Source organism: Flavobacterium sp. ENC, from assembly GCF_020991415.1.
GTDB lineage: Bacteria > Bacteroidota > Bacteroidia > Flavobacteriales > Flavobacteriaceae > Flavobacterium.
This window is the reverse complement of record NZ_JAJMOY010000001.1, coordinates 416,008-431,376: the sequence shown is the minus strand read 5'-3', so window position 1 is coordinate 431,376 and position 15,369 is coordinate 416,008. Positions and strand designations below refer to the sequence as shown.

Below are 15,369 nucleotides of genomic sequence, written 5' to 3'. Positions count from 1 at the left end.
GCGAATTTGATACGTTTTCACAAATCAAATTATTTTAGTGCAGTTTTTTGCTGCAATTCACCCCGGTATTTTTAAGAAAATCACAACTCTTTTCTGTCTTTAATGTTTTAAATTTGACAAAAAGATTTTTAAATGAGCATAGACTTAAAAAACCTCATTCCTGTTCTTCAGGCCGAATGGATTGGTTTCAATACAGATACTTTTGTAGATCACGTTTCGATCGACAGCCGTTCTTTACAAAACGGATCAAAAACTTTGTTTATTGCCCTGTCCGGCATAAACAATGATGCTCATTTGTATATTCGGGAACTTATTGAAAAAGGCGTTCAGAATTTCGTGGTGCAGTATATTCCTGAAGAGGCAAAGGGAAAAGCCAATTTCCTGCTGGTCGAAAATAGCCTGACTGCACTACAGCAATTTGCGGCGTATTACAGGGATTTATTTCATTTTCCTGTTATCGGACTAACTGGAAGTAACGGCAAAACGATCGTAAAAGAATGGCTTAATTTTTTACTGAGTCCTGATTACAATATTATTAGAAGCCCTAAAAGTTACAACTCTCAGGTGGGAGTTCCCTTATCGGTAATTGCCATTAATGAAAAACACAACCTTGGTATTTTTGAAGCCGGAATTTCGATGGTTAACGAAATGACCCATCTGGAGCAGATCATCAAGCCAAATATTGGCGTTTTAACCAATATTGGATCCGCCCACGATGAAGGGTTTGAGAGTTTGGAACAGAAAATAAACGAGAAACTCCAGCTTTTCAAAAGAGCCACAGTAATTATCTATCAGAAAAATGAACTTGTTGACGCATGTCTGGCTTCTTTTTCGAAAGAAAACCAATTAAAAGGCAGGGTACTTTTTTCGTGGAGTTTCACGGATAAAACCGCGGATGTTTTAATTCTTAAAAAAGAAAGTAAAGACGATACCACCCTTATTCAGTATCAATATCAAAACGGGATTTTTGATTTAGAAATTCCTTTTCAGGATTCTGCTTCAATAGAAAATGTGGTTTCCTGTTTGTTGGTTTTGCTGTATTTCAAATACGACTCCGCAACGATTCAAAACCGAATGCAGCTGCTGTATCCGGTAGAAATGCGCCTTGAAGTAAAAAACGGAATTAATAATTGCAGTATTATTGACGATAGTTACAGTTCCGATTTTCAATCCCTCAAAATTGCTTTGGACTTTCTGGAAAGCCAGAAAAAGAACGCTTCGAAAACGGTAATCTTATCGGATATTTTTCAGAGCGGATTTTCAAATGAAGAATTATATTCCAAAGTTGCGCAATTGATCGCAGACAATAAAGTAAACCGTATTATAGGTATAGGAAAGACGATTTCGTCCTTCGCAGATAAATTTTCAAATGCTATAATGTTTGAGACCACAGCCGATTTTATCTCCGGTTTTGAAAGCCTGAACTTTGCCAATGAAACCATTCTGATAAAAGGGGCAAGGTCTTTTCAGTTTGAAGAGATTGTAACTTTACTCGAAGAGAAAACACACGAAACAATTCTCGAAATCAATCTCAATTCCATCAGTCATAACCTGAATTTCTTTAAAGCCAAATTAGCGTCAAATGTAAAAATGATGGTAATGGTGAAGGCTTTTGGCTATGGGAACGGAGGTTTGGAAATTGCAAAATTATTAGAATATCACAAAGTAGATTACTTGGGTGTAGCTTTCGCCGATGAAGGAATTTCGCTCAAAAGTGGCGGCATCCAATTGCCGATTATGGTTTTGAACCCGGAATCGACAAGCTTCCCGTCCATTATTCAATACCAGCTGGAACCGGAAATTTACAGTGTAAAAGGATTAAATGCTTTTCTGAAGATTGCCCGCGAAAAGAATCTGAAAGATTATCCGATTCATATAAAACTTGATACAGGAATGCACCGTTTGGGTTTTGAAGAAAATACTATTGGGGAATTAATTGCCACTTTAAAAGGAAATACAACCGTCAAAGTTCAGAGTGTTTTATCACATCTGGCAACAAGCGATGATATGAATCATTATGATTTTGTAATTTCCCAGATCAATTTATTTGAAAAATTATCTTCTGAATTAATAAAAGAATTAGGCATCAATCCGATCCGTCATATCCTCAATACATCCGGAATCAGCAATTTTCCGGAAGCGCAATATAATATGGTACGTCTTGGAATTGGTTTATACGGTGTTTCAAATGATCCTCTGGAGCAGAAATACCTCGAAAATGTGGGAACTTTAAAATCAATTATTTCACAGGTTCGTACCATCCCGGCAGGAGACAGCGTGGGCTACGGCCGTCGTTTTATGGCAGAGAAAGAAACAAAAATTGCAACGATCCCGATTGGTTATGCCGATGGCATTTCGAGATTGTGGGGAAATCAGGTGGGCTACATCAATATTAAAAACCAAAAAGCACCCATCGTCGGCAGTATCTGCATGGATATGCTGATGGTTGATGTAAGTGAAATAGATTGTAAAGAAGGAGATTCCGTTGTTATCTTTGGCGAAAATCCAACTGTAACAGAGATTGCAGACGCTTTAAAAACCATACCGTATGAGATTCTGACGAGTATTTCGCAACGGGTAAAGCGCGTTTTTTTCAGGTAGATTTCAGGAACTTTAGAGAAAATTACGTATTTTCGATATCAATTAATTATTAAACTAAAGAGAGAATCATGGGAATATTTTCAGAATTTAAGGAATTTGCAATGAAAGGCAACGTAGTCGATTTGGCTGTCGGGGTTATAATTGGAGCTGCTTTTGGAAAAATTGTAAGCTCATTAATTGAGAATGTTATTACACCATTGTTACTAAAACCGGCATTAGATGCGGCTCATTTGTCTACTATCGAAGAGCTGACGGCATTTGGAGGAGTCAAATATGGTTTGTTTCTTTCGGCAGTCATTAACTTTGTTATTGTTGCCTTTGTTTTATTCTTAATTATTAAAGGAATAAATAATCTTAAAAAGAAAGACGTTCCGCCACCGCCACCGGCTGGCCCGACTCAGGAAGAGTTACTGATCCAGATCAGAGATCTTTTGAAAAATAAACAATAATTACCATATACCGCTACACTAAGTCTAACTTAACCGCTTCTTGATTGAGGCGGTTTTTTTGCTTTTGTTTTTTTTGTAACATTTTGTTATTTTTTGTGAATCGCCTTGTTTTGATTTTTATTATGTATACTTTTGCGTTGTAATTTAGATTAATTCATACTAAAAATATAAAAATGAGAATAGCGGTTGTAGGTGCCACTGGTATGGTTGGCGAAGTAATGCTGAAAGTTTTAGCGGAAAGAAATTTTCCCGTTACAGAATTGATTCCCGTTGCTTCTGAGAGGTCAGTTGGAAAAGAAATTGAATATAAAGGTCAAAAATATAAAGTTGTAGGATTGCAAACTGCTGTTGACATGAAAGCCGATATTGCGGTTTTTTCTGCAGGAGGGGACACTTCATTAGAATGGGCACCAAAATTTGCAGCTGCGGGAACTACAGTAATCGATAATTCTTCTGCCTGGAGAATGGATCCGACCAAAAAACTGATTGTTCCTGAAATCAATGCATCAATATTAACAAAGGAAGATAAAATTATTGCCAATCCCAACTGTTCTACGATTCAGATGGTGCTGGCATTAGCGCCTTTGCATAAAAAATACAACATCAGAAGAATTATTGTTTCTACGTACCAGTCGATCACCGGAACAGGCGTAAAAGCGGTAAGACAATTAGAAAATGAGTATGCAGGAATTCAGGGAGAAATGGCGTATAAATATCCAATTCACAGAAATGCGATTCCACATTGCGACAGTTTTGAAGATAACGGATACACGAAAGAAGAAATGAAATTAGTTCGTGAGACTCAAAAAATCCTTGGGGACAATACGATCAGGGTTACGGCCACTGCGGTGCGTGTTCCGGTGGTTGGCGGTCACAGTGAGGCTGTAAACGTTGAGTTCACCAATGATTTTGATGTAAACGAAGTACGTGAAATTTTACACCATACCGATGGCGTAACCGTTCAGGATAATTTAGATACTTTTACATATCCAATGCCTCTGTATGCTGAAGGAAAAAATGATGTTTTTGTTGGAAGAATCCGTCGTGACGAAAGCCAGGAAAACACCCTAAACATGTGGATTGTTGCCGATAACCTTAGAAAAGGTGCCGCGACAAACACGATTCAAATCGCTGAATATTTAATAGCAGCAGGTTTGGTGTAAAACCGGAGATTAAAGAAAATTGTTATAAAGAGAAAACCGTAATTGCAGTAATGTAATTGCGGTTTTTTTGTAAAATAAATTGAAGAATGAAACCCGACAGGTTTTTAAAACCTGTCGGGTTTAAATGCATAAAAAATTCCAAATTCCAATAGCACACCCGGTACTATTGGAATTTGGAATTTTAAAATATTGTAATTTAGTATTTAATATTCCGGTGCCAGTTCTAATTCCAGCCCTTCTAATTCTGTTGTAATTGGGATCTGACAGCCTAGGCGGCTATTAGATTTAACATAAAACGCTTCCGACAGCATGGCTTCTTCTTCATCTCCCATTTCCGGCAATGCAACATCATTCAGAACATAACACTGGCAGGAAGCACACATTGCCATTCCTCCGCAGGTTCCTTCAACAGGAAGTTCGTATGCTTTGCATAACTCCATTATATTCATTGCCATATCAGTTGGAGCCTGTAATTCGTGTATAACTCCTTCTCGATCTTTGATCTTTATTAATACATCCATTTTAATTGTTGGAATTTTTTTGAGGATTTGAAAACGTGAACAAACCCTTTGTCTTTAATTAACTGTTAGGTTTTAAACTAAAAGCATATTCTCTTCTGTCGTTATCTTTTAAATGCATTTTTACACCCAGCATCGTTCCTTCTTTTTCTAACAAGGTCACTACCGCAATTACGGAGTAATAATCTCTGTCAGACTGAAAAATTAAAGTCCCTTCATAAGTTGAATTGACAACTCCTTGTTTATCTGTTGTTACAGAAAGTTTTCTTGGGTGTGCAAATTCAGCTGCGCTATAGGTTGCTTTATTCGCAAATTTAGCTTTTCCCTCGCAGAAATCATATAAAAAATCGTAATTACCAATTCTCAATGATCCTTCTTCTGCACTTGGATTTGTCGAAAATACAATTTGTCCTGCATAAGTAAAATCAGACCATTCTTCAGACTCATTTACCCAGGCTTTATCAACCACTAGGGTTTTGGAACTTTGTTGCGCATAGTTCGCGGAAACAAAAAATAATAATAAAATTAAAGTGTAAAAATTTCTCATAGATCATGGCTTAAGGGTTCGTCACAAATTTAAGTTAATTCTGTAATAATAAAGCAATATAATCTCTTAAAACTTTATATTATTTTTTGTTAAAATCGCAAAAACAAGTATTTTTATGAATGTTTTTTTTGATTTTACCACTAAAAACACCTTAAGGCCTATTATTCTTGTTAATTATACTACGCAGAAACATGCACAAAAATATCTTTTTTATTACATGATATTTACTACAGTTTCAATCTGCGGTGCATATTTTTTTATCGTGGTTTCAACGCCTGCTTTTAGAGTCATCTGGTTTACACTACAGCTAATGCATGCCCCTTCAAGACGAACTTTAACATGTTTGTCATCGTCAATAGAAATGAGTGTAATGTCTCCTCCGTCAGAATTTAAAAAAGGCCTGATTTCGTCCAGAGCCAGTAATACGTTGCTTGTTAATTCTTCTGTTGTCATAATATTTTGATGTGTCAATTAGAGAATTAGAGAATTAGAAAATGTGTTATCTGTGAAATTTAAATTTTCAAAACAGCATTATCTAATTATCCAATTATCTCATTATCTAATTTTTTTTAACTGCTGAACAACCTGCCATAGTTGTAATTTTAATGGCTTCGGTAGCGGGTAAGCTATCATTTCTGTTTACTACTTCCTGTACCACATTTCGGGTAATTTCTTCAAAAACAGTTTCGATTACCGAAGCTGTCTGCAAAGCTGCCGGGCGGCCATAATCTCCCGCTTCACGGATAGACTGTACAATTGGCACTTCTCCAAGAAAAGGAACATCTAAATCTTCTGCCAGGTTTTTGGCCCCTTCTTGTCCAAAAATGTAATATTTATTATCAGGTAATTCTTCCGGTGTAAAGTACGCCATATTTTCTATGATCCCCAAAACAGGAACATTGATGTTGTCCTGCATAAACATGGCAACCCCTTTTTTGGCATCAGCAAGGGCAACAGCCTGAGGCGTACTTACGACTACTGCTCCTGTAATTGGTAACGATTGCATGATCGAAAGGTGTATGTCTCCTGTCCCCGGAGGTAAATCGATTAACATAAAATCCAATTCTCCCCAGTCTGCATCAAAAATCATTTGGTTTAGTGCTTTTGAAGCCATTGGACCTCTCCAGATAACGGCCTGACTCGGAGCGGTAAAGAATCCGATAGAAAGTATTTTTATTTCGTAGCTTTCAACCGGTTTCATTTTCGATTTTCCGTCAACGGTAATAGAAATTGGTTTTTCATTCTCAACATCAAACATAATTGGCATCGACGGACCGTAAATATCAGCATCAAGAATACCCACTGCAAATCCCATTTTTGCCAGTGTTACCGCAAGATTGGCCGTAACAGTAGATTTTCCTACACCACCTTTACCGGATGCAACGGCGATTATATTTTTGATTCCCGGAATTGCACGACCTTTAATTTCGTTTTTCTCCGGAGTTTCCACTTTAATATTTACTTTAATTTTTGCTTCAGGAGACACCAGTTCGTGAATGGTTTTCCTGATATCGTCTTCTGCTCTTTTTTTAATGTGCATAGCAGGAGTGTGAAGTACTAAATCTACCACAACTTCATCACCAAAAGTAATTACATTGGCAACAGCGCCACTTTCAACCATATTTTTTCCTTCTCCGGCTATAGTGATTGTTTCTAGAGCTTTAAGAATTTCTTTTCTGTCTAATTTCATTTTAACGTCGTATTTTTCAATTGATTGAAATTAATTTAAAAACTGTTTTTATTTAAACTCATTTCAGACTGCAAAGATAACGGATTATGTTCGGATTTTAACTTTTTTACATTGGATTTGTTGATATTGAGATTATTCAAAATTATAGGGTCTAAAGTTCTGTTTCATTGTGTTTGATGAAAAAAAGATTTATTTGCTTTTCTGGCTGATGAGTAATTTGTAGGAAAAATATATTAATTTTAAGACAATTTCACCCTCGCGCCAGGAATAAATTTCAGGAATGTTGCTTATCTTTGAATTACCTCAAATTTAAATTTTTCATCGTTTAAAAAACAGGCAAAAGCGTATTATGGCTCAGCCAAAGGCCTGTTAATTTTATGTGAGTTTATTTATCAATCCAAATAAATAAAATTATGCGAAATTCTATACCCTTTAAATTCATGATTGCCATTGGCATTTGTTGTTTTTGTTTGGCTTCAGCAGAAGCTGTTGAAAGTAAATCAAATAAAACGTTTGAAAATTCATTTACCATTACCAATAGTGCCACAACAGTTACATTGGATAGTGTTTCGGTAAATCAGTTTTTTAAAAAATATTCCAAACTAAAGAAATATAAAAGTGATGTTTTGGATATTTATAAAAACCGGGGCTTCAAATCCATCTGGTACAATCAAAAAAATATCACGGAATTTGGTCATTTGCTGTATCAAAAGGTAAATGTTTTGAAAGAGCAGGGAATTGAAAAGGAAATGCCTTATAAAGACGATATAGATGAAGTTTTTAATGAAAGTTCGGCTGAAAAACCTTCTCAGACCGAAACAGAATTGCTGCTTACCAACATGTATGTTTTTTATGCCAGCAATGTGTATTCGGGCGTTGATCCGGCAACTTTAAAGAAAATCGGATGGTTTTTGCCGGCCAAAACAATTTCGTATGCCAAAATATTAGATTCGCTTATAGTAGATTCAAACCGGTTAGATGAAGATGATAATCTGTTATTCAGTCAGTATTACAAACTTCAGTCAGCCTTAAAAAAATACCGAAAAATGGAGACTGATAATTTGTGGCAGCCCATTACAATTGACCCTGCAACTTACAAAGACCTAAAACCTTTTGATATATCGAATACGATTAAGGATATAAGACAGCGTTTATTTGTAACAGGTGATCTGGCACAGGATTCTAAAAGTGATGTTTATGACGAAGAACTCATGGCAGGCGTTCTGAATTACAAGAAAAGATATGGCCTGAAGCTGAATTATACCTTAACAAAAGAACATATCGATCAGCTGAATGAGCCGATTTCAAAAAGGATAAAAACCATCATGCTCAATATGGAGCGCTGCAGATGGATACCGGCGAAACTCGCAAAAGCAGATGAATACATTATGGTCAATATTCCTTCGTTCCGGCTGATTTATGTCAAAGACGGGAAATATGATTTTACATCAGATATTTTTGTGGGTACAAGAATGACCGAAACGGTTATTTTTAGCGGCAATATGGATCGAATTGTTTTTAGTCCGTATTGGTATGTGCCGAAAAGTATCATTCAAAACGAATTAAAACTGCAGATGGCCAGTGACAAAAATTACCTCGCAGACCATAATATGGAATGGAACGGGGGACGTGTACGACAAAAACCGGGACCGAAAAATTCTCTCGGCCTGGTTAAGTTTATGTTTCCGAATCCCAATGATATTTACCTGCATGATACACCCGCAAAAAGTTTGTTCGATTTCGAAAAACGTACTTTTAGCCATGGCTGTATCAATGTAAAAGAGGCAAAAGGACTGGCACTTGCGATTTTGAAAAATGATCCCGACTGGCCGGCCAATAAAATTGATCAGGCAATGAGCGGCGAAAAAGAAACTACCTGTATGCTTAAAAAGAAAATCCCGATTTATATCGGCTACTTTACTTCCTGGGTAAATGATCAGGGTGAAATTAGTTTTTTTCCGGACGTTTATGAACGCGATGAAAGCCTTGATCAGTTACTGTATTCAGATTCAGGTGCTGTGAAGTAAAAGTCGCAGTCGCAGTATTCAGTCACAGTTCTAACGGAACACTGCGACTGAATACTGCGACTGAAAACTTAAAACTACTCGTATTTCAAATACCTCAGGATGTCTATTTTAGTGACCTGATAGGCTTTGGTTAAAACAATTATCAGCGTCAAAACCAACAAAGAAACTAATGCAATACTGAACGGAACAATGGAAACACCGATTCTGAAAGCAAAATCTTCTAGCCATTTCTGCAATAAAATGTAGGCCGGAACAATTCCGAGAACAAACCCCATCAGGCAGAAAATGACATATTGTTTTGATAATTCTTTCAGTAAAATATCGGTCTCCGCACCCAGTGTTTTCCGGATCGCAATTTCTTTCAGTCTTCTTTCCATCGAAAAGGACGCCAAAGCAAACAATCCAAAAATGGCGATGATGATCACGACAAGATTTAAAATGAAAAACAAATCCTTTTGTTTTACCTGTTCCTCATAGGTTTTGGCAAATCCTTTATCTACAAATTCATATTTAAAAGGATAATCAGAATTTATATTTTTCTGCATGTAAACCTCCAGTTTGGCTAAAGTCTCCGCTAAATTATTGGGCGAAACTTTGACGTAGATATTGTTGAAATTGTTCCATTCTATAGTTTTCATGTTGATAAAAACCATAGGAGGAATTTTGTCCTGTAATCCCGTAATGTTGAAATCCTTTACAACGCCTACAATTTTAAATTTCATATTTTCACCTTCCTCAGTACCCCAGCCTGAAGTAATGATAGTGTTGATGGGATTTTTAAGGTTTAACGTCTTCACCAGCGTTTCATTCATCAGCATATTATCGATCGTATCCGAAGCAAATTGCGGAGACAAATCGCGTCCCTGTACGATTTTGATTTTCATCATTTCCAGAAAACCAAAATCCATTTCAACATTTCTCGGCTGTACAAAAATGCCATTATGGGTAAAACCTGAACTTGAATTCGTACTGTTCCCGAAAGTTCCGGCAAAAGTAGAAACGTTTTCTACTCCCGGTATTTTTAGGATTTCCTGCTTTGAAGACAGGTATTTGTCTGTTCTTTTACCTCGATCCTGATAATTAAAAGGAATTCGGATGATCTGACTGCCGCTAAAACCAAGATCTTTATTCATCATGTAACTTACCTGTGAATTCACGATTAAGGCACCCACAATAAAAAAGGCAGCGATTCCAAACTGAAAAATAAGCATCGAATTTCTGATCCAGATACCGCTTTTGCTTCTGGAGAAATTTCCTTTTAAGACTTTAAGTGTTTCAAAATTTGAAATATAAACGGCTGGAAAAATACCCGCAAGAATAATTACTAATCCAAAAATGAAAATAAGCTGCAGGTAAAATTCACCACCATTCATCGTTAAGGTTTTGTTCAGAAAGGTGTTGTAATAAGGTAATGAAAGTTCCACGATCGCCAAGGCAAAAAGAATCGCCAGAATAACAATAATGGTAGTTTCGAATATAAACTGAACAATTACCTGATTTTTAGTAGCACCGACAACTTTGCGGACTCCGACTTCTTTAGCACGCTTGATAGCCGATGCCGTTGCCAGATTGATATAGTTTACCAACGATAAAACCAAAATCAAAAGCGACAGGCCAATCATGATATAAAGTAATTGCAGGTTGCCTCGTCCTTCCGGATAGTTGCGTCCATTGCTTGATTTTGTGCCGTGCAGGCGGGACGTTTTCAACTGGTCAAGTATGACGGTCGTCTGTCCGTTTTCTTTGATATATTGTGCTACTGTCTGCCCGCTCGATTTAGCGTCTTTCAGCGTTCTGTTGACATAATCAATATTTTGCATTTTTTTCAAAACAGCAGCAGGGTCGCTTCCTTTTTTAGTTTTGATTAATAAACCATAATTAAAATTTCCCCAGCTGTTTTTATCCTGATCTCTCAGAATTCCCCCAAACACATAATTAGGCTCTATAGAAGACGGACTGATCAGGTGATAAACCGATTTTACAATGTAATTATTATTGTCATAATTAATTGACTTGCCAATCGGATCCTCGTTTTTGAAAATTAATTGTGCCGTTTCTTCTGAAATTGCAACGCTGTTCTTTTCTTTCAGGATATTTGTTTTGGCTCCCTTTACAATTGGGAAAGGAAAAATATCAAAAAAACCATTGTCAGAGACCGTAATTTTGGTACCAATGATTTTTTTAGTCCCATATTTTACAGGCGCATCGTTATACCAGGTATTATTCAGGAAACAAATCGATTCAATTTCAGAAATCGTGGCTTTGCAGGTCTCTCCAAAAGGGATCGAGTTCGAAGCCCAGATATCTCCGGTCATTCCGATTTTATTCAGGACCTGAAAGGAATTTTCCTTTTCGGGATTCCACTGATCGTAGGCATTTTCGTTATTCCAGTATAAAATGGCAAAAATTACACCGGCAATGCCGATACTTAATCCCAGAACATTTAAAAATGAAAACAGTTTGTTTTGCTTTAAATGATAAATAAATATTTTAAACCAGTTGCGGATCATCTTTTTATTTCTTTAAAATTACTTCGGTCAAAGTCGAAACAGAAACCTCATTTTTACTTTCGATAGTCATTATTTTGCAAACAAATCCTACCAGAATTAAGATTGCAGTTACAATAAATTTGATCATTTTAATTGTTATTTAGTGTCCATAAAAACATCCACATTTCTCTGGTTGAAGCGTTCAGAGAAGATCACGCCGTCTTTCATATGAATCGTTTTTTGCGAAAACGAAGCATCATAATCAGAGTGCGTCACCATCAGGATTGTTGCGCCTTTAGCGTGTAAATCTGTTAAAAGTTCCATTACTTCATTACCGTTTTTACTGTCCAGGTTTCCCGTTGGCTCATCGGCAAGAATAATTTTGGGATCGTTGACCAAGGCTCTTGCTACCGCAACCCTTTGTTGTTGTCCTCCCGAAAGTTGTTGTGGGAAGTGTTTTAAACGGTGTGAGATATTTAATTTTTCGGCAATCGCTTCAATTTTTTGTTTTCGCTCCGATGATTTGACATTGTTGTACAGCAACGGCAATTCGATATTATCATACACCGAAAGCTCATCGATAAGATTGAAATTCTGAAAAATGAACCCAATGTTTTCTTTACGGACACGTGCTCTTCCTTTCTCCTTTAAGCCAATCATTTCCTCATCCAGCAGTTTATAACTTCCGTCGGTTGCACTGTCCAATAGCCCGATTATATTCAGTAAAGTCGATTTTCCACAGCCCGAAGGTCCCATAATAGTTAAAAAATCACCTTTTTTAATTTCTAAGTTAATTCCGCTTAAGGCAGCTGTTTCTACTTCTTCGGTTCTGAAAACTTTGGTTAAATTTTGAATGGTTATCATATTTTTAAAGTATTAGGTGTTGTTGATTTATTTTTTGATTGATTGATGATTGAAACTTTTATTAATTGTGAATTGTAAATGGTAAACTGAGACTGCGACTGAGACCTGTGACTGCAAACTGTCACTGCGAACTTATAGAAAGCTCTTCAATATCCTTATAATCGGAGTAAGAAGATGTTATTACCGATTCGCCTTCTTTTAATCCTTCGAGTACTTCATAGTACGAAGGGTTTTCGCGGCCTAATTTGATGGTTCTTCTTTCGGCTTTATTTCCTTTTACTACGAAAATCCATTTTCCGGCGGTGTCCTGATTGAAACTTCCTTTCTGAACAACAAGGGTTTTGTTTTTCTCTGATAAGATCAGTTTTACCCCAAAGCTTAATCCGTCCTGTAAAAGGATAGTTTCTTTAGACGTAAAAGCCAGTTCAACCGTAAAATGGCCGTTTTTTACTTCCGGAATTACTTTGGTTACCAAAACTTCAAGCGTCTGGCCTTTAAATTCTACCTGACCTTTCAGCCCTTCGCGTAATTTCTCCAGATAAAACTCATCTACTTCGGCAATAAGTTTGTAGCCTTTTTTGGAATCGATTTTTCCGATGCTTTCCCCGGCCTGAAATGTTTTTCCCAATACCGGTTCAAAAGAAGTCAGTCTTCCGGATTCCGGAGCCGTGATCAAAAAGTTATTTTTGTTGTTTCTCAGAATTTCAAGACTCTTTTCCATGGTTTGTATAGAGCGGTTGATTTGCGAAATCTGAACCTGATTGCTTTGTTTTTCTTTCTGAATACTTTGGTGAATCGTTCTTTTTCGCTCTTCCTGAAAACGCAGTCCTTCCTTAAACGTATTCCAGTCATTTTTCGAAATCACATCTTTGTCAAACAATTTCGAGTTCATGTCGTACAATCTTTTGGCATCGTTATAATCATGCTCAATCAGCACCAGATCCTTGTTCAGGTTTAATTCCTGATTTCTAATGTTCAGTTTGCCTGAATTCAGATTGTTGATTTGCTCGATAATGGCCGTTTCCTGTGTCAGGTAATTAAGTTCAGTGTTCGGATTGTACAAACGGGCCAACGATTGTCCCTTGGTTACCATCGCACCATTTTCTACAAAAATCTCTTTTACCGATCCGCCTTCGGTTACGTTGACAAGCATTACGTTCAGAGGTTCTACTTTGGCCTGAAAAACCACGAAGTCTTCAAAAAACGCTCTTTCGACTTTTTGAACCGTCAGTTCATCTGCTTTTACATTCAGCGTTCGTTTAGTACTGAAAGAAAAAAAGACAATTACTGCCAAAGCTAAAAAAACACCAATTAGTATTGTGAGATTTCTAAATTTTCTATTTTTACGAGGAATTACCTTGTCCATTTTTTAAATAATTTACTGATAATCAATAGGTAAATATTGTGCCATAAAAAGTATTATTGGTAAAGCATTGATTTTAAAGAGACTTTAAAAACCATCAAAAAAAGGAGTGTCCGATAATGAACAGTTGACCGTTCGAAATCGAACAAAAACAAATGACATGCGAAAAAAACTAGCCCAAATATTAGTTGTTGATGATCAGGAAGAAATTCTTTTTTCGGCAAAAATGATTCTGAAAAAGCATTTTGAAACCATTTTTACGGCAAACAGTCCCAAAAAAATCATTTCAATTCTCAATGAAAATGAAATTAATGTGGTTTTACTGGACATGAATTACCGGATAGGTTTTGAAGACGGACGCGAAGGAATTCACTGGCTGAAAGAAATCAAAACACTTTCGCCGCAAACCGTTGTGATTTTAATGACTGCTTTCGGAAAAATTGATACCGCTGTTGAAGGCATCAAAATAGGCGCTTTCGATTATGTACTGAAACCCTGGCACAACGAAAAATTACTCGAAACGATTGATAAAGCAGTTACCGAAAGCCGAAAAAACAGCAAAAAAACACCAGCTGAAAAAGAAGATAAAAAATATTTTGTAGGGACTTCGGCTAAAATAAAACAAGCCTATCTGATGGCTGAAAAAGTAGCCCGAACAGAGGCCAATGTTTTGATTTTGGGAGAAAACGGAACCGGAAAATATGTATTTGCCGAGTTTATCCATTTAAATTCAGCGCGAAAGAAACAGCCGTTTGTACATGTAGATTTAGGTTCACTGAGCGATAGTTTATTCGAAAGTGAGCTTTTTGGCTACGCAAAAGGAGCTTTTACAGATGCCAAAACCGATACGCCCGGAAGATTCGAAATGGCTGCTGAAGGAACCATTTTTCTGGATGAAATTGGAAATATACCGCTTCATCTGCAGGTTAAATTGTTGCATGTTTTACAGACCAAGACCGTTACGCGTCTGGGAGAAAGCAAGCCACGACCGCTGAATGTACGGATTATTGCAGCCACAAACAGCGACATTAAGGCTGAGGTAAAAAACAAAACCTTCAGGGAAGATTTACTGTACCGAATCAATACGATGGAAATCAGCCTGCCGTCACTTCGCGAGCGAAAGGATGATATTGTCCCGATGGCGGATTTTATTTTAGATCAGATTGCGGCCAAATACAATCAGGAAAACTGGCATTTTGAAGCCAATGTGGGCCCTTATTTAGAGAAGTATCCCTGGAAAGGAAATATCCGTGAAATGGAAAACAAAATCGAGCGTGCCTTGATTCTGGCCGATAACCAGACCATTTCGGTAACCGATCTTGATATTCTTGATTTCGAGGATTTTCAGGAAAATGATGATAACCCTTTATCCGAACTGGAGAAAAATGCGATCGAAAAAGCTTTATTCAAACACAACGGAAACATTAGCAAAACAGCGGAGGAACTGGGGTTGTCACGAGCGGCTTTGTACCGCAGAATTGAAAAATACGATTTGAAAAATACATAGATGTAGCGTGATGAATAGTTTTTTCTCTCGCAGATTTTGGAGATTTGGCGGATTTTTTTTTAATATATTTTATCTGCTTAATCTGCCAAATCTGCGAGAGCTAATATTTAAGAAATAATTTAAAAGATATATTGATGAACAGTTTTTTTTC

At 36.8% G+C, this 15,369-nt stretch carries 13 protein-coding genes; 5 read left to right on the top strand and 8 right to left on the bottom strand.

Annotated elements, in window-relative coordinates:
- The first annotated feature begins 132 nt into the window (after nt 1–132).
- From LPB89_RS01740 to LPB89_RS01730, 3 genes are all read left to right on the top strand, one after another.
- A complete protein-coding gene (locus LPB89_RS01740) occupies nt 133–2,601 on the top strand; it encodes a bifunctional UDP-N-acetylmuramoyl-tripeptide:D-alanyl-D-alanine ligase/alanine racemase (RefSeq protein ID WP_230699992.1) in 2,469 nt (822 codons plus the stop codon).
- 68 nt (nt 2,602–2,669) lie between these two features.
- A complete protein-coding gene (gene mscL / locus LPB89_RS01735; RefSeq protein ID WP_127340661.1) occupies nt 2,670–3,050 on the top strand; it encodes a large conductance mechanosensitive channel protein MscL in 381 nt (126 codons plus the stop codon).
- A gap of 173 nt (nt 3,051–3,223) precedes the next feature.
- On the top strand, nt 3,224–4,213 hold the full coding sequence (locus LPB89_RS01730) for an aspartate-semialdehyde dehydrogenase (RefSeq protein ID WP_230699991.1): 990 nt from the start codon (nt 3,224–3,226) through the stop codon (nt 4,211–4,213).
- A 203-nt stretch (nt 4,214–4,416) separates the two neighbouring features.
- Here the strand turns inward: LPB89_RS01730 and LPB89_RS01725 are convergent, their stop codons facing one another.
- From LPB89_RS01725 to LPB89_RS01710, 4 genes are all read right to left on the bottom strand, one after another.
- Complete coding sequence (locus LPB89_RS01725; RefSeq protein ID WP_026982672.1) at nt 4,417–4,734, bottom strand: 2Fe-2S iron-sulfur cluster-binding protein; 318 nt, start codon at nt 4,732–4,734, stop codon at nt 4,417–4,419.
- Nucleotides 4,735–4,792: 58 nt separating this feature from the next.
- Nucleotides 4,793–5,278: a hypothetical protein gene (locus LPB89_RS01720; protein ID WP_230699990.1), complete on the bottom strand. Its 486-nt coding sequence runs from the start codon at nt 5,276–5,278 to the stop codon at nt 4,793–4,795.
- A gap of 213 nt (nt 5,279–5,491) precedes the next feature.
- On the bottom strand, nt 5,492–5,731 hold the full coding sequence (locus LPB89_RS01715; RefSeq protein ID WP_026982674.1) for a NifU family protein: 240 nt from the start codon (nt 5,729–5,731) through the stop codon (nt 5,492–5,494).
- Between the two features lie 106 nt (nt 5,732–5,837).
- Nucleotides 5,838–6,968 carry an Mrp/NBP35 family ATP-binding protein gene (locus LPB89_RS01710; RefSeq protein WP_127340666.1) on the bottom strand — a complete coding sequence of 377 codons (1,131 nt, stop codon included), beginning with the start codon at nt 6,966–6,968 and terminating at the stop codon, nt 5,838–5,840.
- Between the two features lie 413 nt (nt 6,969–7,381).
- On the opposite strand from LPB89_RS01710, the gene LPB89_RS01705 reads away from it, so the two are divergent.
- The gene (locus LPB89_RS01705; RefSeq protein WP_230699989.1) at nt 7,382–8,995 is read left to right on the top strand and encodes a murein L,D-transpeptidase; all 1,614 of its coding nucleotides are present in this window, start codon (nt 7,382–7,384) and stop codon (nt 8,993–8,995) included.
- Between the two features lie 74 nt (nt 8,996–9,069).
- Here the strand turns inward: LPB89_RS01705 and LPB89_RS01700 are convergent, their stop codons facing one another.
- From LPB89_RS01700 to LPB89_RS01690, 4 genes are all read right to left on the bottom strand, one after another.
- Nucleotides 9,070–11,505, bottom strand: coding sequence for an ABC transporter permease (locus tag LPB89_RS01700; protein ID WP_230699988.1), 2,436 nt, complete (start codon nt 11,503–11,505; stop codon nt 9,070–9,072).
- Between the two features lie 4 nt (nt 11,506–11,509).
- Nucleotides 11,510–11,632 carry a hypothetical protein gene (locus LPB89_RS21975; protein ID WP_255667660.1) on the bottom strand — a complete coding sequence of 41 codons (123 nt, stop codon included), beginning with the start codon at nt 11,630–11,632 and terminating at the stop codon, nt 11,510–11,512.
- A gap of 8 nt (nt 11,633–11,640) precedes the next feature.
- Nucleotides 11,641–12,348, bottom strand: a complete 708-nt coding sequence (locus LPB89_RS01695; protein ID WP_230699987.1) for an ABC transporter ATP-binding protein — start codon at nt 12,346–12,348, stop codon at nt 11,641–11,643.
- Between the two features lie 121 nt (nt 12,349–12,469).
- Nucleotides 12,470–13,714 (bottom strand): efflux RND transporter periplasmic adaptor subunit, encoded by a 1,245-nt coding sequence (locus LPB89_RS01690; RefSeq protein ID WP_230699986.1) that lies wholly within the window; start codon nt 13,712–13,714, stop codon nt 12,470–12,472.
- Nucleotides 13,715–13,871: 157 nt separating this feature from the next.
- On the opposite strand from LPB89_RS01690, the gene LPB89_RS01685 reads away from it, so the two are divergent.
- The gene (locus LPB89_RS01685) at nt 13,872–15,218 is read left to right on the top strand and encodes a sigma-54 dependent transcriptional regulator (RefSeq protein WP_127340671.1); all 1,347 of its coding nucleotides are present in this window, start codon (nt 13,872–13,874) and stop codon (nt 15,216–15,218) included.
- Nucleotides 15,219–15,369: the final 151 nt, after the last annotated feature.